Genomic DNA, 26,942 nt, shown 5'->3' with positions numbered 1-26,942 from the left:
ATACGGAATACCTTGGTGCTGGATAAGTCAATATCCACTTTATGCTGATATCTCTCCGTTTGTGGCCAGATCGAAAATAAAAATGGAACTTTAAGACATTGGTTACGTTGATAGCCGGCTATGAACGTGCGATCTTGCTGTCATTCAGGAGGGACACGATGAACGATATTCCAAGGTCGGCCATACAGGACGGCCGCGATGCCGGTGCCAAATCGTTCTACAAGATGGCGAAAGTGCTCGATTGTTTTTCGCGTTCGAAAGGACACTTGTCGATTACGGACATGGTCGAGATGACCGGGCTGCCGAGAACGACCATTCACCGCATCGTGGCGTCTCTGCGCGAGATTGGCATGATCGATCAGGACCATCGCCGAGGTGACTACCGCCTTGGGCTGAGAATGTTCTATTACGGCAGTGCAGTACTCGCCAATCTGGATCTTGACCGTCACGCGAGACCTCACGTGCTCGAGCTCCATCAGATCACTGGAGATATCGTGCATCTGCATATGTTCGACGGTAGCCAGATGGTCTGCATCGAGCGCGAGGAGATGGGCGATGCTCGCCTGACAACGCTGACCACCATCGAGGCCGCGCCGGTCCACTGCACTAGCGTTGGCAAGGCGTTCCTGGCTTTTCAAAGCGAGGCCCTGATCGAGCGTATCGTCGAGGAGGAGGGGCTGGAGCGCAGAACGGAACATACCTTGGTCGAGATGTCTGCACTCCGCGAAGATCTGCAGCGTATTCGTGAGCGTGGCTTCTCCCGTGACGACGAGGAGAACGAGCTCGACGTGCGCTGTGTCGGTGCACCTATCCGAGACAGTCGAGGACGGGTGTTCGCCTCCATCAGTGTTTCAGGCCCGGCCAGTCGGCTGCCACTCGCTCGTCAGGACGGTCTGGCTCCGACCGTCATACGCACTGCCGACGCCATCTCGCGCGAACTGGGCTGGGCGGGAAAGCCGTAAGTCTGCATCAAGAATTGAGAAGAGAAAGGTGAGTCTATAATCCGAATTGCGGATTGATAGTGTTTTTTTAAAGCGTATTTTCCATGGTAAGTGGCGCTGGGACCCAAAGACAGATCGAACCAGCGTCTTGGTTTCTCACCATGGAGACTGCGTTATGCGGGTACATGACATCATATTGGGGCCAGCAGTGGTTCTGGCGGGGGCTGGGCTCTGTGTCTGGGCCACCGCACTGCCGCAACCTCAAGGCTTTGCCTACGGCCCTAATCTCTTTCCTACGCTCACCGGTAGTGGTCTCGCACTGGCAGGGCTCTCCATACTTTTCGCCGGTATCAAGAAGCGTCGTATGGGACCGCTGTTCGAGCGACCCGATTGGTCGAAGCGCTGGCGACTCGCGATCAATTTCTGGTTGATCCCCGTGGCCATCATTGCATACGTACTACTGGTGGAGCCGCTGGGCTTTCTCATCACCGCGACTCTATTGCTGTTCGCCCTGATGATTGCCAACCGGGTGCATCCGCGACGCGCGGCAGTCGTCGCGCTGATCATCGCCCTGGCTATCAACTTGCTGTTCGCCTCGATATTGCACGTGCCGTTGCCTTGGGGACCGCTGACTGCGGTGTCGGGGTGGTTGATATGGTGATGTTCTATTCCGTGCTATCGCAGTTGACCGATGGCTATCTGTTGCTGGTGATTCTCCTGTCTGCTGCCTATGGGCTAATCATCGGCGCCATACCTGGGTTGACCGCATTGATGGCCAGTGCGCTGTTGGTGCCATTTGTCATCTTCATGCAGCCGATACCCGCGGTCGCTGCCATTATCACCGCGTCGGCCATGGCGATATTCGCCGGCGACATTCCCGGGGCGCTGCTGCGCATGCCCGGTACGCCAGCATCCGCGGCCTACACCAACGACGCCAATGGCATGGTCCTCCGAGGCAAGGGCGCCGTGGCCCTGGGTGCCGGTCTGATTGCCTCTTCACTGGGTGGTCTGATCAGCGCGCTGGTGCTCTCCTTGGCAGCGCCGTCACTGGCCAAGATCGCTCTGATATTCAGCTCCGTCGAATATTTTTGGCTGGGCGTACTTGGGCTCAGCTGTGCGACTTTCGTATCCGGCGGCTCTCTGGCCAAGGGGTTGGTGTCGCTGTTTCTGGGACTGTCGCTGGCAACGGTAGGCATGGACCCAGTCAGCGGCATTCCGCGGTTTTCGCTCGGATCTCCGGACCTGCTGGGTGGTTTTGGGCTGATCCCCGTGCTGATCGGCCTGTTCGCTGTTTCCGAACTGCTACGTAATGCGGCCAATCCGCCCCGAGCCGAGGCGTTACCTAGCATCAGCGGGCCGATACTCGTCCCAAGCCTCATAAATCTATGGCGACACCGGTTAGGCACGCTGCGCGGTGGCTCGATCGGTACATTGGTCGGTGCTCTGCCGGGCGCAGGGTCGGACATAGCCGCCTGGATCTCCTATGCGGTTGCACGCCGAGGAAGCCGGAAGGGGCGGCGGGAGGACGATATAGGAGCGTCGGAGCGGATTATGTCGGCCAGCGCGGCCAATAACGCGAGTCTCGGTGGGGCTTACATTCCGGCCACGGTCTTCGGCATACCCGGTGACGCCATCACCGCGATCGTCATATCGGTCATGTTCATCAAAGGCATCAACCCTGGCCCGACGCTGTTTCTGAATCAGCCGGAGGTCATCTACACGATCTTCGGGATCTTCTTTATTGCCAACTTGGCACTGATTCCTCTCGGCATCCTGTGTATCCGAGGCTTCGGTTACATCCTTCGGTTGCCGCGCGCGTATGTCTCAGCCGTGGTGTTGATGTTCTGCATTCTAGGGGCGTTCTCGGTCGAGAACACGCTGTTCTCGGTAGGGCTTATCGCGCTCTTCGGCTTGCTCGGCTACGTCATGGAATCCAACGAAATACCGCTGGCACCGGCGATTCTCGGCCTGATCCTGGGGCCGATGATCGAGGAAACGTTCATGACGACAATGCTCAAGTCTCGGGGTGATCTGAGCATCTTCTTCGATCGCGAGATCGGTGCTGTGCTGGGTATTGTCACTGTCGCGGTATGGGCGGGAGTCGTGCTGCTGCAAATTTGGCCTAAAAAGAAACTTAAGTCGAAACCTATCGGATGATATTCCGTATTTCGGAATACTACGATAGTTTAATTTCTATGGATCGATAAAAATGGAAGTATGGGCCCAGTAGTTTGATAAGCGACCAAGGGGTCCGGCGCGAATCTCCAAGGGCCTCTAGCGACGGGGTGTCGAGTGAAGCTGGGCCGTGGAATAAAGGAGAGGCATCGAATGAAAACGACCATGCTGATGATTGCGATGATGGCTGGCAGTGCGTGGGTATCCTCGGCGCAAGCGCAGGATGCCTGGCCAACCCGGCCCGTACAGATGGTCGTGATCGCCGGGGCCGGTGGCGGCAGCGATTACGTCTTCCGCTTGCTTTCCCGTGAACTGGAGAAAAATACGGGGCAGGCGTTCAGTGTGGTCAATCAGGCTCAGGGCGGTGGCGTTGTCGGCATGACGACCTATACCAACGCGGAGCCCGATGGCTACACACTCGGCCAGATGTCGCCTTTTGCTCAGTATCGCGTCCTAGGGCAGGCCGATTTCACCAGCGAGAGCTTCACTCCCATCGCGCTGGTGAACATGGATCCGGCCGCAGTTCACGTCGCTGCTGATTCCAATCTCGAATCGCTACAAGACATTGTCGACGCACTCAAAGCCGACCCCACCAGCTTGACGATTTCCTGCGGCGGTACGTGCAACGCCAGCTGGGACATTCCTTTCGTTTCTCTGATGCTCGATGAGGGTATCGATGTCACTCAGCTCAATCTGGTGCCGGCCAAGGGGGCCGCGGCAGGGCTACAGGAGCTGACCTCCGGCGGTATGGACGTCGTCTTGTCGTCGCTACCTGAGACCGACTCGTTGCGCGAAGCGGGGTTAGTCGAAAACGTTGCCGTATTCGCCGAGCAGCGCCTGGATCGCTACCCGGACGTCCCGACCGTCGAGGAGGCCGTCGGTGAGCCGGTGACCGGCGGGACTTGGCGCGGCGTCGCAGGGCCAGCGGGCATGTCACCGGCGTTGGTAAAGGTCATCGAGGCGCAGGTGAAAGCTGCCTTCGATGCCGAGGCTTTTCAGCAGGGTATGAGAGATCGGGGTTTTGGTCCGGTATGGATGAATGCCGACGAACTCGGTGACTTCATGGCCGAACATGAACAGCAAACCGAGCGCGTGCTCGGCGAGTTACGGCAATAACGCCCGCCAGATCGCGACTGAGCCGGCGATCGGTTGACATCACTTCATTGATAGGGACACCGCTATGAAACACGAGCTTGAAGGTATCATTCCGCCACTGGTCTCGCCGTTCAAAGAGGACGAGACGCTGGATGAAGAGGCGCTGCGCGATAACATCCGCTTCATGCTGAAGAAGAAAGTCCACGGTATCTGCTTGGGGGGGAGTACGGGGGAGGGGCATACGCTATCCGTCGAGGAGCTCGCTCGCTCCATCGAGATCGCTTGCGAGGAGGTCGACGGCAAGATTCCGGTTGTCGCGGGGATCATCGCCAACAGTACGCGTGATGCGATCGCGGCGGCCAAGGCCGTTTCGAAATTCGACGTCGCCGCGCTGCAGATCACTCCGGTGCATTATGTCTTCAAGCCCACCGAGGATGCCACCTACGCACACTTCGAGCGTTTGACTCGTGAAGTCGATATCCCCGTTATTATCTATAATGTAGTGCCTTGGAACTATCTCTCACCCCAGCTATTGGTACGGATCATGAAGGGCCTGCCCCAAGTGATCGGGGTCAAGCAGAGCGCCGGCGATCTCAAATTGATGGCTGATCTGATGCTGAGCGTGCCCGAAGGCCGTCGAGTGTTCACGGCAGTTGATGCGCTACTCTACCCGTCTTTCGCCATTGGCTCCCACGGCACGATAGCGGCCAATCCTGCGGCGGTACCCGGGGTCTGCGTAACGCTCTGGAATGCCGTCAAGGCAGGGGATCACAAGCTCGCCAGAGAGGTTCACGAAGCGCTGCTAGCATTCTGGAATACGATCTTCGCCGACAATTTGCCTGCCAACGTCAAGTACGTGCTGAGCAAACAAGGTGTGCAGACCGGGCGGCCGCGTATGCCGATGCCGCCAACGAGCGCAGAGCAGGCTGCGGCCATCGACGCTGAACTCGATAACGTCCTTCGCTTCGATCAAACCTGAGACCGCAGCAGTTGGGGGATCTCTCGCCGGTGTAGCCGGCGAGGGCATTCGCCATCACCAATCCCGCAATACTGGAAAAGCGGTGTGTGGGGTTCATCCCTTCCACGACCACTGGTCATATCTGAATGCAGTCGACGTCTTTCGAACGACGAGATCCATGGGCAAGATAATGTAGCCTGGCCCTGGTGCATCGTCACGCCCGGCTATGCTCGGTCAACTCGAGTATGCGTGTGCCGTTTCGGCCGCTGCGCTTGACGTCGTAAAGTGCCACGTCACCGTGGCCGATCAGGGATTCGAGATCGCCGGGTGGCTGCTCGAAGTATGTGGCGCCGACGCTCAACGTCACCGCATCCGGGGTGTCGAAGTTCTGCGCAGCGGTTTCATGGAAGCGCGCGCGCAACGTCTCGCTGAGTTGCCGAATGTCCTTGGGCATGACGTCATGCAGCATGATGGCGAACTCGTCGCCGCCGAGTCGGGCGGCGAGGGCCTCTTCCGGCAGCGCCTCCCGAATCAGGTCGCTCAACGTGATCAGCAGCCGGTCGCCCGCCGCATGGCCATGGAGGTCGTTGACCAGCTTGAAGTTGTCGACGTCGATCAGCAGCAGCGCCCCCGGCCGCTTGCTGGAAGCGTGGTTCAAGAATCGTGGCGTGCGCGCCTCGAAGGCCCGGCGGTTGAACAGTGCGGTCAACGGGTCACGCTCGGCGAGCTGTTCGATCTGGCGCTCCCGCCGATACCGCACCGTCCCGGTCATCGACAGGGCGATCAGCAGGATCGCCATCACCCCCTCGACCAACGAGATGCGGATCACTGCGCCCTGGTAGACGACGAGGTCGATCAGTGTACCGGGAACCAGTGCCAGTCCGACCTTGCTCAGGTAGAACGCGCCATGGACGAGCAGCGTGTAGTGCAACTGACGAGTGCCGAGCGTGGCGACGTCGGCCTCCAGACGCAGCAGCAGGCTGGCCCGGAGCGACACGATCGCCACCAGCAGCGAGTTGACGATCAGATAGAGTTTCGACGACGCTTGCCCGTCCGGCAGCAGCAGTAGCGCGCACCAGACCGCGACGACCAACCACCACCAGGCCGACAGCCGTCGCTCGACGAAGCGCGTGACACCGAGCAGAAACATCCAGTGGGCGAATACCAGCAGGCCGTTGGCGAACCAGACGCCGATGAAGAAGTGGCCGCTGGCGCGCAGCAGCGCGAGCGAGCAGCCCAGCGTGATCGAGGCGAAACCGGTGGACCAGAACAGCAACGAGACGTCGCGGGCGCCGCGCCACTCCATCAGCAGATAGAGCGCGGCGGCGGCCGAGATGGCGATGGTCAAGGTCAATATCGTGGCAGGGTCGAACGCCATGTTCGTGTCGATCCGTCGTGGCTTGGCGGAAAAGTTCTGCCGTCACGGCGTCTTCGAACGATCATGCGCTGGCGGCGGGCGAGCAGGCTTGCTCATTCGGTCATTATCGGCGATCGCACCGACTTCTTGAACCGCCCGCGATCCAGCGCCGCGCCGCTGGTCCGATCGCGGGCCTTCGCCATGCCGATATCTCGTTGGCCCTCGAGAATCCGGCGACGCGCATGGCAGGAGGAGAGATGTGGATTCCGAGCGGCCGGGGCCGCTCGGAATCTCACCGCATGCCGGCCTCGGCCCTACCAGCGGTAGCTGACTTTCGCCCGGATCTCGCGTCCCGGGTTGTAGTAGTTGGCGGTGCCGGAGCCGACGATGTGCTGTTCGTCGAAGAGATTGCTGACGTTGACCGTGAAGTCGGTGTTCCGGACGATCCGGTAGTCGAAGGCCGCATCGATCAGGGTCGCCGAATCGCTCTTCGCCGTATTGGCGGCGTCGAAGTAGTAGCCGTCGGTGTAGCGGGCGCCCAGGCCGACGCTCATCTGCTCGCCCGGGAGCGTGTAGTAGCCCCACAGCATGGCGGTGTGCTTCGGCGCGATGGCGAAGTCGTTGCCCTTGATCGAGGTGCCATCGCGCAGCGTGCCCTCCTCGACCTCCGAATCCAGGTAGGAGTAGCCACCGACGACGCTCAGGCTGTCGGTGAGCTCGGCCTTGACCTCGAGATCGAGGCCGCGTGCCCGGGATTTGCCGACGGTCTGCTGGTCAATGGCGCCGTTGTCCTGCACCACGGCGATGGTCACGTCGTCTCTTTCCAGGTTGTAGACCGCCGCCGAGAACTGGGCGTTCATGCCTTGGGGCGAGTATTTCAGCCCGATCTCCTGCTGCTTGCCCCGTTCCGGCGTGACGCCGATGGTCGGTGGCGCCACCGACTCCACGTAGCTGACGTAAGTGGAGAGCTCGTCATTGACGATATAGGTCAGCGCACCGCGAACGGTCGTCTCCGAGAAGTCGTCGCTATCGTCGAATGCCTCCCCATAGGATTCCCCCTCGCTCGAGAGATCCATCGAGTCGTTGCGCACGCCGGCGCTGACGACGACGCGATCGTAGAACGAGAGATTCTGCGTCAGGAAGACCGAGCGAGTCCGGTAATCCTGATTTTCGTAGCGGTAGGGCGTGAGGTCGCCGGGGCTGCCGCTGTAGACCGGGTCGGCGATATCGATGGGCGTCGCATCCCCGTAGATGGAGCGGGAGTCAGTCGAGGCGTCGCGGTACTCGACGCCGCCCAGGGTACTGCTGTCGATGTCGCCGAAACTGGCGTCGTACTGCAGGATCGTGTTGCCGATGAATTCGTGAGCATCGGTATCGGTGCCGAAGTAGTCGCGATCCACCAACGTGCCGACGCGCGTCGCGGAATCGGTGATGTAGACGTAGCGGAAGTCGTCCTCCAGATCGCTGTAGCGAACGTTGGCGCGCAGGGTCAGGCCATTCTCGAAATCGTGGATCAGTTGGCCGGTAACGCTGGTCCGGTCGACATCATGATCGTTGAAGCCCGGCTCGCCGAAGAAGTCGTCGCGATCATACTCCCGGTCTAGCGGATAGCCGCCGCTATTGGGGGTGTCGTCGCGATTGAGGTAGTCGACGATCAGTGTCGCCGAGGTCTGATCCGTCGGTTCCCACGTCAGGCCACCCATCAACAGCCCGTTGTTGTTCTTCGAGTGATCGTACTCGCGGTCGCTGTCCTGAATCTTGCCGGTGAAGCGGTAGGCGAGGGTCTGGCCCGAATCCAGGACATCACCGACATCGATACCGGCTTCCTTGTGATCGAACGAGCCGTAGGAGAGGAAACCTTCGCCGAAGCGTTCGAAACGCGGCCGCTTGCTGACGAAGTTGACCGATCCACCCGGATCGGCCGGGCCGAACAGCGTGGAGTTGGCACCGCGCAGGACTTCGATACGCTCGTAGGCGTAGGGGTCTTCTCGCACGCCGCGCATGGAACCCAGGGTCATGCCGTCGCGATAGGTCGTGGCCTGGAAGCCGCGAATCTGGAAATAGTCGTTGCGGTCATCGGTGCCGTAGTAGTCGGTGATGACCCCGGGGGTGTATTGCAGCACCTCCTCGGTCGTCTGGGCGCCGCGCTGCTCGATCTCTTTCTGGGTGATGACCGAGACGGAGGCAGGCGTGTCCTGAATGCTCGTGGCGACCTTGCCGCCTACCCAAAGCTCCCGTGCGACGACGGTTTCGCTGTCGTCGTCGGGGGCCGCTTGCGCATTGACGATGACGGGAGAGAGACGATACGCCCCGCCTCGATCTTCCGTCTGCTGCGCGTTCCCGATCGCGGGAAGGGTGAGTAGTGCGGAGCCGCAGAAAAGCGCCACGGTGGTCTGGTGCCACCATGGCGGATTCCCGCGACCCACGATCGTGCGATTGCGGCCGCTCATCGTGATGATCCCCAAGTGAATGATCCCTGTTGACAGGCCCGCGATTTTTTTAGTGGCGGGCCCGGGGATTATCCTTAGAGACCTCTATGCAATCAAGAATATTTCTCAGTTAGATTCGCGTTCATGGTCCAGGGGGGGGTATGACTGGCCCCTGTACGAGGGCGACCGGTGACGCACCAAGCCTTCAATCCTCGATACGTGAAAGCAGGCGTTGGCCCCGGCGAGTCCGACGGGCACGGCGCAGCCCGCTGGAAGCCATTTTCCAGCCCAGAATACGACCCACGCCAACCGCGACGCCGGAAGCAGCGCCCCACAAGAGCGCCTCGCGCCAACGCACATCGGGGTCGTCCGGGTTGACCGGGGGTTCGAAGGCGTGACGTCGGGTGGTGTGCTTGAGAGCCTCCCGGGTTGCCACGCCGGAGATGATGGCCGTGGACGTACCGATGATGGTCCAGAGTGTATGGGGTTTCATGCTGGCCTCCTTGCCGAGTGCGGGACTCTCAGCATGGTCCATGGCTCGTCGGGTTGCCAAGTGGGCGTGATTGGCTGGCGCCCGCGAACCGACGGTCTCCGAGTTGCCCGCGCTTCAGGGCAGTGGCTCGCCAGAGCTGCTGGCGCGACGCCGTGACCATTGCCACAGGGTCCAGTGAGCCAACAGCGGCCAGCGGGGCTGCATGAACTCGAGAAAGCGCTGCCGCCACAGGTTGGTCAGTGATTTGCTCAGCCCCAACCGCTCCCCGATCTCCGTATCGTGATACCCCACTACGAGAAGGCGCAGGTATTCCGGCCACAGTTCCTTATGCTGGATATGTGAAAGCGGCGTCTCGGTCAGGTTGTTGTAGCGGCGCCCACAGCCATGACATTGATACTCCGTAGCGCGCCGGCTGGTCAGCACCTGGTTCGATGAGGAACCGCAGTAGGGACAGTGCCTGTCGGTCAAGACAGTGAGCTCGGCAAGCGCCGCGACACACGCTTCCAGCGCCTCCTCGACTTCATCCGTCAGTTCGGAAACCTGCGTGGACTGATGGTCCTCCCACCAGCGATGCAGGTCGGCATCGTAGTCGGCCATGGCCTCCATGAAGGCCCGGCTCCAGGTCATCGAAGCCTTGTTGCTGATCCCCAGGAAGGTGGCGATCAGCTCTTGGGAGAACCCCTGGAACCGATAGCTCATCCACGGCTTCCACTTGTCTTCCGAGCGCAGCAGGCGAAGCGGCGTGCCGCTCAGCACGTTGAACCGCTTGTTGCAGTTTCGGCAGTAGTAGCCATCGCGACGCAACCCACGACTGCCAGCGGGGATGGCCAGTGAGATCGAGCGGCTCGCGCAGGCCGGACATTGATGAGGGGCGCTGGCGGGCAGGGTGGCGAGATAGGACAGGAAGCTCCGGGCGCTGGGGCGCAACGCCTCCGGCAGCAGCTCCAGCGACGGTCGCCCGAGCAGGAAGTCGATGGTGTCGACGTGCCTTCGCGTCGGGGGGATATTGAATGTCGAGAAAGTCTGCGGGATGGCAGGTGCCATACGGGAAATCTTTTATCGAGATGTCGAATGGGCGAGGTCACTAGGGTTGGTACGAAAGGTCGGCGAGCGCAGGCAGTTTTCGTACAAAGCCTAGAGTACGCGATGGTGCAGTCAGGGCGCCAACACCGACAGGCCCTCGACACCGAACCGAATAGTATCGGGCCATGCCGATCTGCCCAGGGCCCCGAACGCTTCAGATGACACAAGTGCCTTTCGGACACGGCTTATCGAGAGCAGTCTCCACGCCGAATCATCAAAAGTCTTAGTCATCAATAGCAATTCTCCTACAAACATTCGATGAATACCGCGTTACCCTAATGAATTGCGTCATTCATGGTCACTGCTACCCGGTTGCCTATCCGAGTCGCACCGGAACCTGAGCCCGTCATCAGGAAGACAACATGTTCAACGAACTACTCGACACTTTCGATATCGACCTGTCGCAGTCCCAGCGGCTGCTGACGCTCGAACTTGCCGGAACGTCGTTCATTCCTCACCGGCTGGTGGGCGAGGAGCGGGTCAGCGAGCCCTTCACCTACACCCTCGATTGCGTCTCCCAGCAGGGCGATATCGAACTCAAGACGCTGATGGCCCAGCCGGCCCGGCTCTCGATCCTGCAGGCCGACGGCAGCTATCGCCGCTTGCACGGGCTGGTCAGTGAGGCGGCGTTGCTGGGCGAGGACGGCGGCGTTACCTACTACCAGCTCACCCTGGTGCCGTGGCTGGCCATGCTCAAGCTGGGTCGCGACAGCCGGATCTTCCAGGATCGCAGCGTCGTCGATGTCCTCACCGACGTGTTCGACGGTCATGAACTGGCCAAGGGCCGCTACCGCTTCGATCTGCGTCGTGACTATCCCGCCCGCAGCTACTGCGTGCAGTATCGCGAGAGCGATTTCAACTTCGTCAATCGGCTGTGTGAAGAGGAGGGGCTCTGGTATTACTTCGAATATAGCGACGATAGCGAAGGGGCTGACGGCGGCGGCGAAGGCGAGCGTCGAACTTTCGACGGCCATCGCCTGGTCATCACCGACGATGTCGATACCACCCAGCCGGTCAGCCCCCAGGCGATCCGCTTCCACCGTCAGGCAGCCACCGAGCGCGAGGATGCGCTGACCCAGTGGGGCGGCGTGCGCGCCCAGCAGCCCACCCGGGTCAGCGTCGGCACCTTCGACTACAAGCAGCCCTCGCTGACCAAGCGCACCGGGCTCGACACCCTCAGCGATCAGGGCAACCTGCCTAAGACCGAGCTCTACGACTACGCCGGCGAGTACTACTACCACGGCTATGAGCGCGGCGAGCGCCTGACCGAGAACCGCCTCGAGTCTCACGAGTCCCGCGCCAAGCGCTTCCGTGGTAGCGGCGGCGCGCGCCAGCTCCAGGCCGGGCGCTGGTTCGAACTCACCCAGCACCCGCTTCACGACACCGGGGGCGAAGAAGAGCGTCAGTTCCTGCTGCTCGGGGTGACCGTGCACGCCGAGAATGCGCTGCCGGTCTCGGCCCAGTTCCAGGCACTGCCGGGCAGCCTGCAGCCGCAGCTCGATGCTGCCAAGCGCGCCCATGGGCTGGAGAGTGACACTGCAGATCCCACCGGCGAGCGTCTCAGCGACTACGCCACCGGCGGTACCGGCCACTTTCTGGTCGATCTCGAAGCGCAGCGGCGCAGCCAGCCCTACCGCCATCCGCTGACCCACCATCGCCCGGTGATCGGCGGACCCCAGACCGCCACCGTGGTCGGCCCCGCCAACGAGGAGATCCACACCGACCACCTCAACCGGGTGCGCGTCCAGTTCCACTGGGATCGCCAGGGGCAGCAGGATGAAAATAGCAGCGTCTGGCTGCGGGTCTCCCAGCCCAACGCCGGTGCCGGCTGGGGCGGGGTGTTCGTGCCGCGTATCGGCCAGGAAGTGCTGGTCGACTTCCTCGAAGGCGATGCCGACCGCCCGCTGATCACCGGCCGGGTCTACAACGGCGAGCAGACCCCCGACTGGCACAGCCACGGCCTGCTTTCCGGGTTCAAGAGCAAGACCTACCGTGGCAGCAAGTACAACGAACTCGTCTTCGACGACGCCACCGACCAGGAGCGGGTGCGTCTCAACTCCGAAGCCGAGAAGAGCCAGCTCAACCTCGGCTATCTGATCCACCAGACCGGCAACACCCGCGGCGCCTTCCGCGGCACCGGGTTCGAGCTGCGCACCGACGCCTATGGTGCCATCCGCGCCAACCAGGGGCTCTACCTCACCAGCTGGGGCCAGCTCGGCGCCAGCGGCGACCAGCTCGACCTCACCCCGGCCAAGCAGCAGCTCGACAGCGCCTACAACCTCACCGACAGCCTCAGCCAGAGTGCGGCGGACCACAACGCCGAAGCGCTCGACAGCCGCGACAACCTCAAGCAGGCCGGCGAAGACGCCGACGACCGCTACGGCAATAGCGAACAGCTTGCGGATGCTGATCAGAGCAACGCCCGTGGCGCCACCGACAGCGGCGGCCGCGGCGAAGCGGCGCGGATGAAGGCACCCTGGCTGCATATCGCCTCGCCCGCCGGCATCACGATGAGCACGCCGGAATCGACCCACCTGGCCCAGGGGCGTTCGCTGAGTGTCTCCAGCGGCGAGGACGTCAATGTCGCCACCGGCAAGAGTCTGGTCGCCTCGATCTCCGAGAAGCTCTCGCTGTTCGTCTACCGCGCCGGCATCAAGCTCTTCGCCGCCCGCGGCAAGGTGGAGGTGCAGGCGCAGAGCGACGAGATGGCGCTGACCGCGGAGAAGGACGTCAAGATCACCTCCACCGAAGGGCGGGTCGAGATCAACGCCGCCAACGGCATTTTGCTCACCAGCGGCGGCGGCTATATCCGTATCGAAGGTGGCAATATCGACGTCCACGGCCCTGGTGCGATTGATATCAAAGGCGCTCAGCACAGCTTTGGCGGGCCGGCGAGCATGGATGTCGCGATGCCTGAGCTGCCGGAGGGAGAGTGCGAGAAGCAGTTCGCGGGCGCCGATAAGTCATCTTCAGGCAGTACGCCCGTGGGAGGGTGATCCATGTCGGTATTGATGGAGCCATCCCGGATTCGCACAGATGACGCGAGTCTAACGGCAGAGTCGCTGCATCAATTCGACTACGCCGTGATCAACCCCTTGGTCGTGCACGAACGAGACTGGCGTGACCTGCCTGTCCGGGCGTTGGAAACGTCGCCTGCTCCGGCGCGAGGTCATCGCCTGCCGCAGCTGGTCGATCTCCAGATCTTGTCCGATGAGACGCGTGACGACGTGATCGACCACATCCGTCGCTATCGTAAACGTGGCGCCTCGTTTTTCTCGGCGCTGATGAGTACAAGCGCCGATCTCGAACAAACGGCCTACCACCTGCGTCGCCAGCTGCTGCAGCGGCGCCCTGGCGACCGCCGATATCACTGGTTTCGCTATTACGATCCGCTCGTCTTCCGCCATCTGGCGTGGCTGCTGACGCCGATGCAACTGGCCCGACTTCTGGGGCCTCTCGATCAATGGTTCTGGTTCGATGGGCAGGGTCGGTCTTATGTCCTGAAGCGTCCCGAGATCACTACCGCCATCGATTGGTTGGAACTGACTCGTGCCCAGTGGTCGAGTATCGATCGCTTTGCGGGACTGAATCGGAGTCTGCGCCGTCTGAGCCTGCTGGCCCCCGCCTGGCCGCAGGACACGATCCATTGGCAGTGGCTGGATGACACTCTGCGTCATGCGCAACGCTCGAGCCTATCGTCCGAGGATCAGTCGTTACTGGCAGAACGGGCGGCCATGCATCTGCCGGACCTGGCCGGACAGGAACAGGTAGAGCAGTTCATGGCGCTAGCGACGCGGCGACGATCCGAAACTGGCGGTCATCTGGACGCATGGCATGACGCCGAATGGAACATCCTCATTTCAGAGTTAAGGAGCGGACATGAGTAGCGCCGATAGTCCTCGCCCCGATTGCAGCTTCTGTGGCGGCGGTGGCCTGCCTATCCTGCCCGTACGATATGCCGTGGCGCGTAGCGATAATGTCAGCATTAGCGCCCCTGGATTGCCGGCGGATCTCGCGGATGATGCCATCTCGCAGATTGCGCTTGCAGGAGACCAGCACTACACACTGAGGCTACTGCGAGAAGGCTTTCTGTATGTCTTCAACGCGGCCCGTGGACGTTGGCAGGGCTACTACGTGACCGACGAAGGTTTTCTCAGCCGCTATATCGATGTCACCAACGACGAGCTGCTGGCGCTCGATCCCGACGCGCCGGGGCCGATCGATGCCGATATCCATGCGCCGGTGGAGGATGACGAGTTTCCCTGCCGCGGCAATCCCGAGCATGTCTATCCAGGGCGCTGTATCACGGTCCCGGCGGCTCAGGACGCTACAGAGCTCTACCTCGCCTTCTCGGATGACCGCTGGACCAAGCGGGTTTGGAAAGAGCACGCCGCCAATACGGATGGCCGGCGTGACGCCATGCGCAGGCTCTCCTTGACGCAATGGAAAGGAGGCGCGGCGGACTATACCCGCCCGCTCAGTGAACTCGGGGAGCGGGTGGCCGAGGCCAATTTCCCTTGGGTGCAGCGCCAGTCGAGCGATACGGGCGGCAGCGCAGCGAGCCAGAGTACGGAAGTGAGCGCGCTGAGCCACAGCCTGGCACCCGTCAACGGGATTCAGGGCGATGTCGATGGGTTCATCGAGTGGTCGCAACGCCAGGCCGAGCCGAGTGAGATGACGCCAGCGCTGTGCGTGCTCGACGATCCGGCCGGTGTCACCAGCGATCTCGCTGCACTACTCGCCGCACGAGAGAATGAGTTCAACGAGCAGGAAGCGATCAAGCGCCCGTTAGTGACGGCGGGGATCGTCAATGCGCTGCGAGACGGCTTCCGGGAGCGGGCGCGGATGCAGCGCGCCAATAAGATCGTCGAGGAGCGGCTCGAACATGAGTACTACCGTACTTATGGAGGTCCGCCGGGCATAGCACATGCAGCCAAAGCCACCTTCGAGCGTCGGCAGAAGGAAGATCCCGCTTATCGGCAAGAGGTCGAGGCCACGCGGCTAGCTGCCTACAAGAGCATCAGTGAGTCTGAACTCGAAGAGGCCGCCAACGATGCCTGGGGCAAGTATGGCGACAAACTCCGGCCCGGCGAGCCCGATCACTGGATGGAGAGCACCTATCGCTCGCAGCTATCGGATTACGATGAAGAGAATATGCAGCCACTGGCATCGGCCTATGTGAGCTGGGTGACTGGTAATCCCTTGCTGATCTACCTCAACAGCCGATTCGATGATGCGAACGTCGAGTCGGGTATCAATTTCGTCTCCGTGATCTCCTTCGTGCTGTTGGGTACCCAAAGCTACGCGCCTGCCTTCAAACAGTATGTTGAATGGCTGTCGGCGAGCGAGATCGACAATAGCAATCTGCTCTTGCGAGGCATGTGCCTCAATCAGCAAGCCCTGGTCGAACAGATCATGGCAGCGAGCGATGTTAATTTCGGTGCCAAACCCCATAACCCTGCCACCTTACCTTGGGGGCCGTTGATCGCTGCTTATCTTGGACTGACGGAAGATTATCCCGACGAAGTTGTCTCTCCCGCCAGAATGCTCGGCCATGCGCTGGGGCCAATGCAAAGTGTCGTGGCAAAAGCGCAGAATCCGACGCCATTCCTGCTCACCTTGGGGATGATCTCGGGAAGCTCGATTCAGATCACCCAAATCAGCGTGACGTTGGAGGAAGCCTTATCCCGAACCCGCGAGCCGCTCAAGTTGGTCCACCCCGACTGGGGTGAGAGTGAGCTGCATCAGTTCCAGCAGAAGGTTCGGGTGGAAACGCGCTCGCTCATCGCGGTCAACGGGGAGCCCCCTGTGACCTTCGATATGCGCCAGATAGACCTCACTCCGCTCGAGGAATTTATGGCGGAAACGTCTTCGCCCTCCAGAGCAATAAGCCTGACAAGTCGAGAAAGGTTAGAGTTCTCGGCAGGTATCGTTGGGGTGGCGTTGGCTTACATAAGCCTGAACGATCAGCTGGGGAAGATGAACAGCATCCTTGGCGCGGGCCTACAAGCCCAAGGGCGTCTACTCGGTATGGGGTTCGCCTTGGCCAGCGGCGCCGCTGAGCTTGTAGGTAAGACGTTTGAGCATGCACGGAAAGTATTTGAGGCCACGGATCATCTACTGGCCGGATCCAGCAGGTTTTTCCTGAGATGGGGGGCGAGGTTTGGTTTGGCGGGTGGGGTCATTTTAGGGTTGATGGATGTGTGGGAGGGAATCGAAAAATTTGAAAGTGGCGACACTACGATGGGATATCTTTATCTAGCCTCCGGTATTCCAACGATCTTGGGCAGTGGTGTTGCATTCTCGATTTTCATTGGAATGACCGGGGTTTTTTCCACAGCCTTTCTTTGGTGTGTTGTCGGTGTGCTCGGGATCGTTGCGTTTGCGGCAACACTTTTCATTTGGTGGTTTTCGGAAAATGACTTGCAAGAGTGGTTGGCCGAGTGTGGCTTCGGCGAACGTGGCGATCTAGGTCTTGGTAACGCGGCTCTAGAAAATGACATGCAAAGACTTGAAGCAATCACTCAAAAGGAAAAATGACATGCAACCCACAAAAAAGGATTTTTATAATCTTTATGTAAGAGGGAATTGGGGGTTCTCGAAAACAATGTCGAAAATCACCAAGTTGAAAGGAAGTACTAGGCCGCTCGAAAAAAACACAAGCGTTCCATCTGTCAAGGAAACGAAATTTAATTGTTCAGTGATTTCTATCAATGCCACCTTTTTAGAAGTTGTGGATGCAGATAATCGCCTAAGAGGGCTGGCTACGCCTTTTGGACTTGTTGGTGGGCTTGCCACACTGCTGAGCGGGTGGCTGGTTATCTACTACATGGTTGCGCAAAGCACTAATGTGCCTATCCCCATATACTTTCTCGCTACTTTCCTTCTTCTACTTGTAGTTTTGATAGGCTTCCCTATTTTTAACTCTCTCGTGCGCCGAGATATGTTTCGGAAAACCCACTACCCAATGCGCTTCAATCGCCGTGATCGAAAGGTCTACGCCTGGTCGCAGGATATGGGCGTCGTCACCATGAATTGGGACGATATTCAGTTTTACACTAGCGAAGCGACGAAGTCCCAGGATCGCCGAGGTATGTCGCGTGAGGAAATTCGCGGATACGTACGCGATCGCAACGGCAATATGCTTTATCACCTCGTCTTCTTCAAGTACGAAGGCTTCAAAGGTATGAAAGGCGTACTGGAAATCTGGGAGCTGGTGCGCCGCTATATGGAGGAACCTGACGGCTATATTCAGGCCTATCAGGTCGACCAGCGCTTGCTGGATCTGGATGGCAAACGTGAGAGTTTCATCCACTCGTTGATCCAGGCCACGCAGGTAATTGCAGACAGCCGCATTCTACAGGTGATTCTTGCAATGGCGATTACTTGGACAGGCACAGGCCGGCTGATCGCAAAGTGGACCTGTCGCGTGCCGCGTTGGCCCGAGTGGGTCGAGGAAAAATGCCGCGTCGATCCAAACGACCCCTACGTACGCAATCGCCAAACCGAGCGCCCGCTGAGTGCGAGGGAAATTCTTTGGCCATTATTCTGCTACCTGCTGGGATGGGCGGAGGTGTTAGTGATTCTGTACTTCTGTTTCCGGGGATATTTTTGAAACGCTGAACCTAAACAGGGAGCAGGCTTTGGGTTGGCACAACCAGGGCCTGCTCTACTATTAACACCGAGCGGGCCGTCGACAACGTGGCTGACTTAACACAGGCGCCGAAAATAGTCAGTTCAACCTCAGACAATATTATTCATAAAATCGTCATCACCAGCGGCAGCGGTTTATATCTACAGGCCCCAGCCGTGCTCAACCGGGTTACTAACCGGACAGTTAGAGGGCATCGAAGCCATTAGCCACAAGGAAGGAGGGTATGCAATCGACGACTGCCAAGGATCTTTACAACTTATTGATCAGGGCAAACTGGGGGTTCTCCAGTACTATGTCACGCTCGAGAGGATTTGGAGAGAAAGTCCAAGTGCTCGACAAGAAGCAAACGCCAGATCAAGTAAAGTCACCTCGTTTTAATGACTCGGTAATTGCCGTTAGTTCGAGCTATATTGAAGTAATTGATTCGGGAGGGCGTCTACGAGGCGTCACCTCCTTTTTTGGTCTCATGGGGGCGATCCCTGTTTTAATAGGATTCGGAGCTCTGTTTTTTAGCCTCTTCGATGATGTTGGTAGTCTCCCATTGATTGTTCACATATTTACGTGGCTGGCAATCCTAGCAGGAGTATTTATAGGATTTCCTATACTAAACGCCTTAGTTCGCTGGGACATGTTCCGCAAGACTCACTACCCCATGCGCTTTAACCGTCGCGACCGCAAGGTCTATGCTTGGACTCAAGATATGGGTGTGGTCACCATGAATTGGGACGATATTCAATTTTATGGCAGTCAGGCGACCAAGTCTCAGGATCGCCGGGGTATGTCGCGTGAGGAAATTCGCGGATACGTACGCGATCGCAACGGCAACATGCTTTATCACCTCGTCTTCTTCAAGTACGAAGGCCTCAAGGGCATGAAAGGCGTGCTGGAAATCTGGGAGCTAGTGCGCCGCTATATGGAAGAGCCCGATGGCCATATCCAAGCCTATCAGGTCGACCAGCGCCTGCTGGATCTGGATGGCAAACGTGAGAGTTTCATCCACTCGTTGATCCAGGCCACTCAGGTCCTCGCTGATAGTCGCGTATTCCAGCTGATTTTCGCACCGATGGTCATGTGGGCCGGCACCGGCCGTATCCTCGCTAAGTGGACCTGTCGCGTGCCGCGTTGGCCTGAGTGGGTCGAGGAGAAATGCCGGGTCGCACCGGACGATCCCTACGTACGCAATCGTCAAACCGAGCCTCCGCTGAGCACCAAGGAAATTCTCTGGCCGCTGTTTTGCTTCCTGCTTGGCTGGGCGGAGGTGTTAGTGATTCTGTACTTCTGCTTCCGGGGATACTTTTAATTCGCTGGGTCGACAGCGGCGAGCGTCGCCCAACTGCCGCAGCCTTCCAGGACCCGCTCTGAATCTGATCGGAGCGGGTTCGATGGTGGGCGTATGTCTCGGTCTTTGTGCCACCGATGCCCTCAAACGCTCTCCCGTTCCACCAGCCTCACCCCCAGGTCCAGACGTTTCTCCGCCTCCGGGAGTTCACCTGCGAGACTGGCCAGCAGTAGCCGGGCGGTGTGCTGGCCGATCTCACGGCGTGGCGGTTCGATGGTGGTGAGCGGGGGGACGGTGCTGGTGGTGAAGTCCAGGTTACCGAAGCCGGCAAGGGCGATGCGGTCGGGAATGTCCCACTTCTGTCGCTGGCACTCGCACAGCACGCCGAGCGCCACCATGTCGTTGGAACAGGCAATGGCTTCGATCTCCGGATGATCCTGCATCAGCGCGTGGGTCAGCCGCCCGGTTTCCTCGGCGTGGCTGCGGCCGCTCAGCTCCCGCAGCTCGACCGTCCCTCCGGCGGCTTCCACTGTCTCTCGAAAGCCGTGGTAGCGATCCCGCGCACGCACGTCGCGCTCGAAGTTGGTGCTGACGAACGCCATCCGTCGGCGTCCCTGCCGCAGCATGTGCTCGGCCACCAAGCGGCCGCAGGTGTAGTGAGAGAATCCCACCACCATGTCCAGCCCCGGCTGGCCGTAGTCCCACATCTCGACGATGGGCGTATCGTTGTTGGCCAGCACCGATAGCGACTTGCGGGTGTGCAGGAAGCCGGTCAGCACCAGGCCGGCGGGGTTCCAGCTCAGAATCGAGCGAATCAGTTCCTCTTCCCGCGAGTCGTCGAATTCGGTGTTGCCGATCAGCAGTTGATAACCGGCGCTTCGCAGATGACGCTCGAGGGTTTCCAGCGTCTCCGAGAAGAACGAGTTGGTGATGGTGGGCACCAGCACGCCGATCACGTTGGAGCGCGAGGATGCCAGCCCGCCGGCCATGGTGTTGGGCAGGTAGCCCAGCCGGTCGATGGCCGCCTGGATCTTCTCGGCGCGCCCAGGGGAGACCTCGTCCGGCCGACGTAGATAGAGTGATACCGTGCTCGGTGACACGTCTGCCAGTCTGGCGACTTCCCCCATGGTGACGCGCTGCGAACCGCGTCGTCGTCGTTTGGCCAAGATTCCGTTACCTCGTCTCCGACCCCGCGCTCGGACCGGATAAGCATATGAATTTTTTCGTCCCCCTCTAAGCTCTGTCTGAAAAACCGGCGAGCGCAGCATTTTTCAGACAAAGCGTAGGGCCCGCCCGCTAGTGTAAAGGGCCTGGCGCGGCGCTTCGTAAGGGGAGAAGCGCCGCGCTCGGACCGCGACCTGGATCGGGGTCTACGACGAATGGACGATGTCGACGCGTTGTTAGCGTTCATTCGTAGCGCTACGATTTTAAGCCATGTCGAGAACGAATTCTCCTGAATGGTCTCGAATGAGACCAATTATCTAAAGGCAGCGCTGGTTTCGGTTTTTTTCGCAGCGCTACGAAATGGAGCCAACCATGAAGTCACTGCGCTATTCCCTGGCCGCCCTGGCCCTGATCGGCACCACTCATGCGGCCATGGCGGCCGACAACCTGGAGATCATCGTGCCGTTCGCGGCAGGTGGTGCGACCGATATCGTCGCCCGCAGCTTCGAGCCGACCTTTTCGCAACAGCTGGGCGTCACGTCGGTGGTGCGCAATGTCGCCGGTGCCAGCGCCACGGTGGGCACGGCGGAGGTCGCCAACAGCGAGGGCAACCCCAATATCATCGGCTACGAGCCTGCCGGTGCGCTGTCGATCCAGCCCTCGCTGAAGAAGTTGCCCTACGGTCCGGACAGCTTCACCTACATCTGCCGCACCGTTTCCAACCCGATGTTCCTGATGGTCTCGAAGTCCTCCGATATCACCTCGTTCAAGCAGCTGGTGGAGGAATCCCAGGATCAGCCGTTCCTCTATGGCTCCTCCGGTCCGGGGACGCTGCCGCATCTCGCCATGGCGGCGACCGTGGTCAACAGTGATCTCAAGGCCGAACACGTGCCCTACAGCGGCTCGGGCCCGGCGATGAACGCGCTGGCCGGCAACGAGATCCAGATCATGGCGGACACCGAAACCATCCTCGAGAACTACGATCTGCGCCCGCTGGCGGTATTCGCCGATCACCGCGTCGAGGGTTATGACGACGTGCCGACGATCGAGGAGCTTGGCCTGCCGGCGCTGGATTTCTCGGTCTGGCAGGGTGTCGTCGCGCCCAAGGGGATCTCGGACGAGCGTGCCAAGCAGTACGCCGAGGCGTGCAAGGCGACCGTCGAATCGGACAAGTTCAAGACCTTTGCCGACAAGGCCAAGGCGAACATCGCTTATCTCGGGCCGGATGACTTCAAGGCGTTCGTTCAGAAGCGCTTCGAGGCCAACAAGCAGGTGCTCGAGGATGCGGGGCTGACACAGTAATCCGTCCACCGATCATCAGGAGTCGCGATCCATGTTGGCAACCTTGATACATCCTCGGGTCCTGACTGCACTGGCGCTGCTGGTGGCCGGTGCAGGGCTCTCGATCACCGCCTGGCAGGGGCCCGAGAGCGCCATGCTGGTGCCGCGTATCGTGCTCACGATCTGGTGTGTGATGGCCCTGGCGATATTGGTCGGCGAGCTGATCCGCCAAGCACCGAGGCAACGCACGGCGAAGGCGCCAAGGGCGCGCTCGCCGCTGCCGCTTTTGATGGCGGCGGTGCTGATCGCCGCGGTGGCCACGGCGAGCCTCGGTTTCCTGATCCCGGTGCTGCCGCTGGTGGCGCTGACGCTATGGCTGTTTCGAATCCGGCGGCCGCTGCCGTTGGTGCTGGGAACGATCGTGATCGGCGGCGGGCTGTGGTTCCTGTTCCATCACGTGCTGATGATCCGGTTGCCGGCGCTGCTCACGAATGGAGTGATCTGAGATGGACGTGATTCTGGCGGCGGTCGGCGACGCCTTCACCTGGCAGGCGCTGCTCGCCATCGTGATCGGCACCTGGGCGGGCATCATCATCGGTGGGCTGCCCGGGCTGGGCTCGGTGGTGGGCTTGACGATCTTTCTGCCGTTCACCTTCGGCATGGATGTCATCACCAGCATGGCGCTGTTGATCGGTGTCTACTGCGGCTCGGTCTACGGCGGGTCGATCACCGCGATCCTGATCAACACACCCGGTACGCCGCAGTCGGCGGCAACGACGTTCGACGGCTACCCGATGACCCAGCAGGGCCGGGTCGACGAAGCACTCGGCTGGGCGACCTTCGCCTCGTTCTTCGGCGGCGTGCTCTCCTGCGTGCTGCTGATCTTCTGCGCCCCGCAGCTGGCCAAGTTCGCGGTCAACTTCGGTTCGATCGAGGTCTTCGCGCTGGTCTGCCTGGCGATGCTCTGCATCGTCGGGATCTCCCGCGGCAGCCTGCTCAAGGGCCTCGTCTGCGGGATGATGGGCTTCTTCTTCTCGATGGTAGGCAGCGATCCCATCACCGGCGCCGACCGCTTCACCTTCGGCACCTATGCGCTCAGCTCCGGGCTGGATCTGATTCCGGTGGTGGTGGGCGCCTTCGCGCTGTCGGAAGTCTTCGTGCGTTTCTCCTCACGGGACGAGGAGGCCACCACCATTCCGGAGGCACGGTTGCGCTTTCCCGGCCTGCGCGATATCGGCCGACGCCTGATCGAACTGGTGCGCGGCTCTTTCATCGGCAGTTTCGTCGGCGCCTTGCCGGGTACCGGCGCGGCCGCGGCGGCCTTCATCAGCTATGCCGCGGCCCAGAAACTGTCGCCGCGGCGGGCCAATCTGGGCAAGGGCGAGCCGGACGGCATCATCGCCTCGGAGTCCTCCAACAATGCGGTGACCGGCAGCGCCTTCATTCCCACCCTGGCGCTGGGCATCCCCGGCGATGTGGTCACGGCGATGATGATGGGTGCCATGGTGATCCACGGCATCACCCCGGGGGTACGGTTGATGCAGGACCAGGCGCAGACGGTCTACGCGCTGTTCGTGGTGCTGATCATCGTCAACGTCGCCATGCTGGTTCTGAGCAAGCCTTCCATCGGCCTGTTTCGCTATCTGTTCAAGCTGCCGCTGGGCTTCGTCATGGGCGGCATCGTGATGTTCAGCTTCATCGGTGCCGTGTCGGTACGCGGCAATCCGCTGGACCTGGTGGTCGCGGCGCTGACCGGCATTCTCGCCTATGTGCTGCGCCGCGGCGGCTATCCGCTGGCACCGCTGGTGATCGGCATGGTGCTGGGGCCAGCGCTGGAGAGTTCGCTGCGCCGGGGGCTGTTGATCTCGCGGGGCGACTTCCTGTCGTTCTTCACCCATAGCGGTATCGCCACCACGCTGTTCGTGCTGATCGGGCTATTTCTGATCTGGACGGTGACGGCGGGCGTGCTCGAGTGGCGGGCGAGAGCCGCGACTCGCCGCAAGGCTGCCTCCGCTCAACCCGTTTCCGAATAAGGGATCCTGCATGAAGATCACCGATATCAAGACTCACGTTCTCGCCGCGCCGCTGGATCAGCCGTTCTCGTTCTCCCAGGGCTGGGTGCGTCAGCGCACCGCCATGCTGGTGGAGGTTCACACCGAGGATGGCCTGGTCGGCTGGGGCGAATGCGTCAACCACGGCCTGCAGCCGCCGCAGGTCGCCCAGGCGATGGTCGAGTACGCGCTCAAGCCGCTGGTGATCGGACGCTCGGTTTTCGAGCGCGAAGTCTTGTGGGAGACGATGTACAACCACTCCCGCCCCTACGGTCAGAAGGGCGTGGCGCTGTTCGGCATCGCCGCCATCGACACCGCGCTGTGGGATCTGGCCGGCAAGGCGCTGGGCCAGCCGATCCATCGCTTGATGGGTGGCGCGTTCCGCCATCAGATACGCCCCTACGCCACCGGCTTCTATCGTCGCGAAGGCGGCAACTATCCCGAGGAAGTGGTCGAGGAGGCGCTGCGTCATCAGGCCAACGGCTACCGCGCGATGAAGATCAAAACCGGCTTCGGCATCGAGGCGGACCTGCGCGATATGCGCGCGGTGCGCGAGGCCGTGGGCGACGAGATCGCGCTGATGATGGATGCCAACTGCGCCTACAGCGTGCCGGCGGCACGGCGCATCTTGATGGAGCTGGAGGAGACCCGGGTTCACCTGTTCGAGGAGCCGCTGAGCCCGGAGAACCGCCACGGCTATCGCGAGCTCAAGGGCGTTTCGCGCACCTGGATCGCCGCCGGCGAAAACGAGTACTCCAAGATCGGCTACCGGGACTGGATCAGCGAAGGGGCGTTGGACGTGATCCAGCCCGATATCGGCGCCGCCGGTGGGCTGACCGAATGCCGCAAGATCGCCGCCTTGGCCCAGGCCTTTCACGTGCCGGTGATGCCGCACGTCTGGGGCACCGGTATCGGTCTGGCGGCGGCTGTGCAGCTGATCGCCACCTTGCCGCCGCAGCCGCTCTCGCTCACCCCCGACGAACCGATGCTCGAGTACGATCAATCGGCGCATCCGTTCCGTCAGGAGCTGATTGGCGGCGAGTTCCAGCTCAACGCCAGCGGCTGCGTCGAGGTGCTCGACAAGCCTGGTCTCGGGATCGAGATCGATCGCGCGGTCATCGATCACTACACCATTCGCTGAGTCGTGCCCCAGGAGAGCCTCATGAGTCGGAATCATAAAGTCTTGCTGCTGGGCGTCGACGGGTTGATCCCCGAGCTGGTCGAGCGCTTCTGCGCCGAGGGCGTGCTGCCGAATATTCAGCGCCTGCGCGACGAAGGTGGCTCGACGCGGCTGCTGCCCTATATCTCGACCTGGGGCGACACCAACTTCGTCAGCTTTCTCACCGGCCAGGCGCCCGGCACCAGTTGGGTCGGCCAGCGCCAGCCGCCCAGCGGCACCGCACACCTGCTGGAGCTGATGCGCGACGCCGGCCAGCGGGCGGCGCTGGTCCATTTTCCCGAAAGCCTGGTGCCCGCGGACGAGCGCGATCTCTGCTTCGCCCCGTTCTGGAGCGGTAGCGGCCCCGCGCCGATGGAGCTGGCGCCGGCGTGCCTGCACAGCACCCATCTCGACCGGTGGACCTCGACGCCGTCGAGCGAGGCGCTGGGTTGGCCGCCCACCGGCACGCTGGCCCATCACCAGAAGCACAATCGCTTCGCCATCGAGCGCACGGATGATGGTTTCGTCGCCTTGATCCCTGCCCATCGTGGCAAGCCGGTGCCGGTAACGTTGCGTCTCGACGGCGAGCGGCTTCGGCTCCAGTTGGCGCGGGCCGAGGCTAACCTGGGCATCGGTGAATGGAGCGACTGGCTCCCGCTGGCGGACGAGCATGCCCTCGAAGGCAAGCCGGCGGCGGTGCGCTTCAAGCTGCTCGATCTCGATGTCGCCAACGGCAGCATCGACCTGCTGCAGTCCCAGGTCACCGCCCCGGAAGGCAGCAGCGGCAGGCCGGGCCTGGCGCGCCGGCTAGTCGAACGCCACGGCCCGTTCATCTCCAAGTGGGCGGTCTCCGCCGATCCCGATACCCGCTACTTCGAGACCAGCTTCGAAGAGGGGCGCTACCAGCTCGAGTGGCTGGTCGACAGCGCGCTGACGCTGCTGGGGGACGAGGGCTTCTCGCTCTTCGCCACGGTGTTCCGGCTCAACGACGAGACCCATCACACCTGTCTCGCCCAGTGCGATCCCGAATCCAAGTTCTACACCGCCAGCGATCACGCGCGTTATCTCGAGGTGATCCGGCGCTCGTACCGCATTCTCGACGACGCCGTGGGCCAGGCGCTGGCCGGCTGCGATGACGACACCACGCTGGTGCTCGCCTCCGATCACGGTGACGTCCCCAACTCCCACCTCTGTGATATCCACAGGCGGTTGGCGGAATTCGACCTGTGCACGATCGATGGCGAGGGCAAGCCTGATGCGGCCACGAGCCAGGCCTTCCTCAAGGACGAGCGCGGTGGGCTGGAGATCTTCGTCAATCGCGACCTCGTGCCGAGTGGCGAGATCGATCGCGTGCAGACGCGCATCCTCAAGGCGCTGAACACCTGGTATGTCGACATGCCGGACGGCGAGCGCAACGTGGTCGCGCTGGCGCTCAAGAAGCAGGATGCCAGCCCGCTCGGCTACTGGGGCGAGCGGATGGGCGACGTGCTCTTCGCCTACGCCCCCGGTTTCGTCTGGGGCACCAACCAGCGGGGCGATACCGTCGCCGAACTCGTCACCCCGGGGGCCAACCATGGCCCGCAGGTACCCACCGCCAGCACCGGGTTCGTCTCCAACCACGGCGTGGCGTTCTTCCACGGCGCCGGCATTCGGCCCGGCGTCGAGCTGGCGTTCGATACCGCTCGCGGCATCCAGCGCATGGACAGCGCCGGGGCGACGTTCGCCCGGCTACTGGGGCTCTCCACCGATTCGCTGGAGGGGAAGGTGCTGGAGGGATTGGTGGAGTCGGAGCTGCGATAGGATCGGTCGGTACGTCAAACCTT

At 61.2% G+C, this 26,942-nt stretch carries 20 protein-coding genes; 15 read left to right on the top strand and 5 right to left on the bottom strand.

Annotation, left to right across the window (positions count from 1 at the left end):
• Window positions 1-107: 107 nt before the first annotated feature.
• The 5 genes from DOM45_RS13855 (at window position 108) to DOM45_RS13835 (ending at window position 5,190) form a co-directional block, all read left to right on the top strand.
• The gene (locus DOM45_RS13855) at window positions 108-962 is read left to right on the top strand and encodes an IclR family transcriptional regulator (RefSeq protein WP_205909469.1); all 855 of its coding nucleotides are present in this window, start codon (window positions 108-110) and stop codon (window positions 960-962) included.
• A gap of 154 nt (window positions 963-1,116) precedes the next feature.
• Entirely contained in the window at window positions 1,117-1,602 is a 486-nt protein-coding gene (locus DOM45_RS13850) for a tripartite tricarboxylate transporter TctB family protein (RefSeq protein ID WP_110601451.1), read from the top strand.
• Window positions 1,596-3,098 (top strand): tripartite tricarboxylate transporter permease, encoded by a 1,503-nt coding sequence (locus DOM45_RS13845; protein WP_110601449.1) that lies wholly within the window; start codon window positions 1,596-1,598, stop codon window positions 3,096-3,098. The genes DOM45_RS13850 and DOM45_RS13845 overlap by 7 nt, the downstream gene beginning before the upstream one ends.
• A 171-nt stretch (window positions 3,099-3,269) precedes the next feature.
• A complete protein-coding gene (locus DOM45_RS13840; RefSeq protein ID WP_110601447.1) occupies window positions 3,270-4,232 on the top strand; it encodes a Bug family tripartite tricarboxylate transporter substrate binding protein in 963 nt (320 codons plus the stop codon).
• Between the two features lie 64 nt (window positions 4,233-4,296).
• Window positions 4,297-5,190, top strand: a complete 894-nt coding sequence (locus DOM45_RS13835; protein WP_110601445.1) for a dihydrodipicolinate synthase family protein — start codon at window positions 4,297-4,299, stop codon at window positions 5,188-5,190.
• Between the two features lie 193 nt (window positions 5,191-5,383).
• Here DOM45_RS13835 and DOM45_RS13830 read toward each other — a convergent pair whose 3' ends face one another.
• From DOM45_RS13830 to DOM45_RS13815, 4 genes are all read right to left on the bottom strand, one after another.
• Window positions 5,384-6,547, bottom strand: coding sequence for a GGDEF domain-containing protein (locus DOM45_RS13830; RefSeq protein WP_110601443.1), 1,164 nt, complete (start codon window positions 6,545-6,547; stop codon window positions 5,384-5,386).
• A gap of 293 nt (window positions 6,548-6,840) precedes the next feature.
• Window positions 6,841-8,976 carry a TonB-dependent siderophore receptor gene (locus tag DOM45_RS13825; protein ID WP_110602082.1) on the bottom strand — a complete coding sequence of 712 codons (2,136 nt, stop codon included), beginning with the start codon at window positions 8,974-8,976 and terminating at the stop codon, window positions 6,841-6,843.
• Window positions 8,977-9,160: 184 nt separating this feature from the next.
• Window positions 9,161-9,448: a DUF4235 domain-containing protein gene (locus DOM45_RS13820; protein WP_157958434.1), complete on the bottom strand. Its 288-nt coding sequence runs from the start codon at window positions 9,446-9,448 to the stop codon at window positions 9,161-9,163.
• A 114-nt stretch (window positions 9,449-9,562) separates the two neighbouring features.
• Window positions 9,563-10,492: a hypothetical protein gene (locus DOM45_RS13815; protein ID WP_110601440.1), complete on the bottom strand. Its 930-nt coding sequence runs from the start codon at window positions 10,490-10,492 to the stop codon at window positions 9,563-9,565.
• Window positions 10,493-10,893: 401 nt separating this feature from the next.
• Between DOM45_RS13815 and DOM45_RS13810 the strand changes: the two genes are divergently transcribed.
• The 5 genes from DOM45_RS13810 (at window position 10,894) to DOM45_RS13790 (ending at window position 19,485) form a co-directional block, all read left to right on the top strand.
• Window positions 10,894-13,527, top strand: a complete 2,634-nt coding sequence (locus tag DOM45_RS13810) for a type VI secretion system Vgr family protein (RefSeq protein ID WP_110601439.1) — start codon at window positions 10,894-10,896, stop codon at window positions 13,525-13,527.
• A gap of 3 nt (window positions 13,528-13,530) precedes the next feature.
• Window positions 13,531-14,418, top strand: a complete 888-nt coding sequence (locus DOM45_RS13805; RefSeq protein WP_110601437.1) for a DUF4123 domain-containing protein — start codon at window positions 13,531-13,533, stop codon at window positions 14,416-14,418.
• Window positions 14,411-17,071 carry a T6SS effector BTH_I2691 family protein gene (locus DOM45_RS13800; protein ID WP_110601435.1) on the top strand — a complete coding sequence of 887 codons (2,661 nt, stop codon included), beginning with the start codon at window positions 14,411-14,413 and terminating at the stop codon, window positions 17,069-17,071. The genes DOM45_RS13805 and DOM45_RS13800 overlap by 8 nt, the downstream gene beginning before the upstream one ends.
• Window position 17,072: 1 nt before the next feature.
• Complete coding sequence (locus DOM45_RS13795; RefSeq protein WP_110601433.1) at window positions 17,073-18,146, top strand: DUF6708 domain-containing protein; 1,074 nt, start codon at window positions 17,073-17,075, stop codon at window positions 18,144-18,146.
• A gap of 262 nt (window positions 18,147-18,408) precedes the next feature.
• Window positions 18,409-19,485 carry a DUF6708 domain-containing protein gene (locus tag DOM45_RS13790; RefSeq protein ID WP_110601431.1) on the top strand — a complete coding sequence of 359 codons (1,077 nt, stop codon included), beginning with the start codon at window positions 18,409-18,411 and terminating at the stop codon, window positions 19,483-19,485.
• 122 nt (window positions 19,486-19,607) lie between these two features.
• Here the strand turns inward: DOM45_RS13790 and DOM45_RS13785 are convergent, their stop codons facing one another.
• Window positions 19,608-20,630, bottom strand: a complete 1,023-nt coding sequence (locus DOM45_RS13785) for a LacI family DNA-binding transcriptional regulator (protein WP_162302628.1) — start codon at window positions 20,628-20,630, stop codon at window positions 19,608-19,610.
• Window positions 20,631-21,000: 370 nt separating this feature from the next.
• Between DOM45_RS13785 and DOM45_RS13780 the strand changes: the two genes are divergently transcribed.
• From DOM45_RS13780 to DOM45_RS13760, 5 genes are read left to right on the top strand one after another with little or no spacing between them, the layout of a single operon-like run.
• The gene (locus DOM45_RS13780; RefSeq protein ID WP_157958433.1) at window positions 21,001-21,930 is read left to right on the top strand and encodes a Bug family tripartite tricarboxylate transporter substrate binding protein; all 930 of its coding nucleotides are present in this window, start codon (window positions 21,001-21,003) and stop codon (window positions 21,928-21,930) included.
• Window positions 21,931-21,961: 31 nt separating this feature from the next.
• Entirely contained in the window at window positions 21,962-22,414 is a 453-nt protein-coding gene (locus DOM45_RS13775; RefSeq protein WP_110601424.1) for a tripartite tricarboxylate transporter TctB family protein, read from the top strand.
• Between the two features lies 1 nt (window position 22,415).
• Window positions 22,416-23,942 (top strand): tripartite tricarboxylate transporter permease, encoded by a 1,527-nt coding sequence (locus DOM45_RS13770; protein WP_110601423.1) that lies wholly within the window; start codon window positions 22,416-22,418, stop codon window positions 23,940-23,942.
• A gap of 10 nt (window positions 23,943-23,952) precedes the next feature.
• On the top strand, window positions 23,953-25,101 hold the full coding sequence (locus tag DOM45_RS13765; RefSeq protein WP_110601421.1) for a mandelate racemase/muconate lactonizing enzyme family protein: 1,149 nt from the start codon (window positions 23,953-23,955) through the stop codon (window positions 25,099-25,101).
• A gap of 21 nt (window positions 25,102-25,122) precedes the next feature.
• Window positions 25,123-26,919, top strand: coding sequence for an alkaline phosphatase family protein (locus DOM45_RS13760; RefSeq protein ID WP_110601419.1), 1,797 nt, complete (start codon window positions 25,123-25,125; stop codon window positions 26,917-26,919).
• The last annotated feature ends 23 nt before the right edge of the window (window positions 26,920-26,942 follow it).

Source organism: Salinicola lusitanus, from assembly GCF_003206045.1.
GTDB lineage: Bacteria > Pseudomonadota > Gammaproteobacteria > Pseudomonadales > Halomonadaceae > Salinicola > Salinicola lusitanus.
This window is presented reverse-complemented; position numbering and strand designations above follow the sequence as displayed.

Coding starts and splice junctions, on each gene's coding strand:
- DOM45_RS13775 (WP_110601424.1), top strand. CDS start 21,962: ATGTTGGCAACCTTGATACATCCTCGGGTCCTGACTGCACTGGCGCTG.
- DOM45_RS13770 (WP_110601423.1), top strand. CDS start 22,416: ATGGACGTGATTCTGGCGGCGGTCGGCGACGCCTTCACCTGGCAGGCG.
- DOM45_RS13850 (WP_110601451.1), top strand. CDS start 1,117: ATGCGGGTACATGACATCATATTGGGGCCAGCAGTGGTTCTGGCGGGG.
- DOM45_RS13795 (WP_110601433.1), top strand. CDS start 17,073: ATGCAACCCACAAAAAAGGATTTTTATAATCTTTATGTAAGAGGGAAT.
- DOM45_RS13820 (WP_157958434.1), bottom strand. CDS start 9,448: ATGAAACCCCATACACTCTGGACCATCATCGGTACGTCCACGGCCATC.
- DOM45_RS13800 (WP_110601435.1), top strand. CDS start 14,411: ATGAGTAGCGCCGATAGTCCTCGCCCCGATTGCAGCTTCTGTGGCGGC.
- DOM45_RS13840 (WP_110601447.1), top strand. CDS start 3,270: ATGAAAACGACCATGCTGATGATTGCGATGATGGCTGGCAGTGCGTGG.
- DOM45_RS13845 (WP_110601449.1), top strand. CDS start 1,596: ATGGTGATGTTCTATTCCGTGCTATCGCAGTTGACCGATGGCTATCTG.
- DOM45_RS13815 (WP_110601440.1), bottom strand. CDS start 10,492: ATGGCACCTGCCATCCCGCAGACTTTCTCGACATTCAATATCCCCCCG.
- DOM45_RS13760 (WP_110601419.1), top strand. CDS start 25,123: ATGAGTCGGAATCATAAAGTCTTGCTGCTGGGCGTCGACGGGTTGATC.
- DOM45_RS13780 (WP_157958433.1), top strand. CDS start 21,001: ATGAAGTCACTGCGCTATTCCCTGGCCGCCCTGGCCCTGATCGGCACC.
- DOM45_RS13835 (WP_110601445.1), top strand. CDS start 4,297: ATGAAACACGAGCTTGAAGGTATCATTCCGCCACTGGTCTCGCCGTTC.
- DOM45_RS13790 (WP_110601431.1), top strand. CDS start 18,409: ATGCAATCGACGACTGCCAAGGATCTTTACAACTTATTGATCAGGGCA.
- DOM45_RS13810 (WP_110601439.1), top strand. CDS start 10,894: ATGTTCAACGAACTACTCGACACTTTCGATATCGACCTGTCGCAGTCC.
- DOM45_RS13765 (WP_110601421.1), top strand. CDS start 23,953: ATGAAGATCACCGATATCAAGACTCACGTTCTCGCCGCGCCGCTGGAT.
- DOM45_RS13830 (WP_110601443.1), bottom strand. CDS start 6,547: ATGGCGTTCGACCCTGCCACGATATTGACCTTGACCATCGCCATCTCG.
- DOM45_RS13805 (WP_110601437.1), top strand. CDS start 13,531: ATGTCGGTATTGATGGAGCCATCCCGGATTCGCACAGATGACGCGAGT.
- DOM45_RS13825 (WP_110602082.1), bottom strand. CDS start 8,976: ATGAGCGGCCGCAATCGCACGATCGTGGGTCGCGGGAATCCGCCATGG.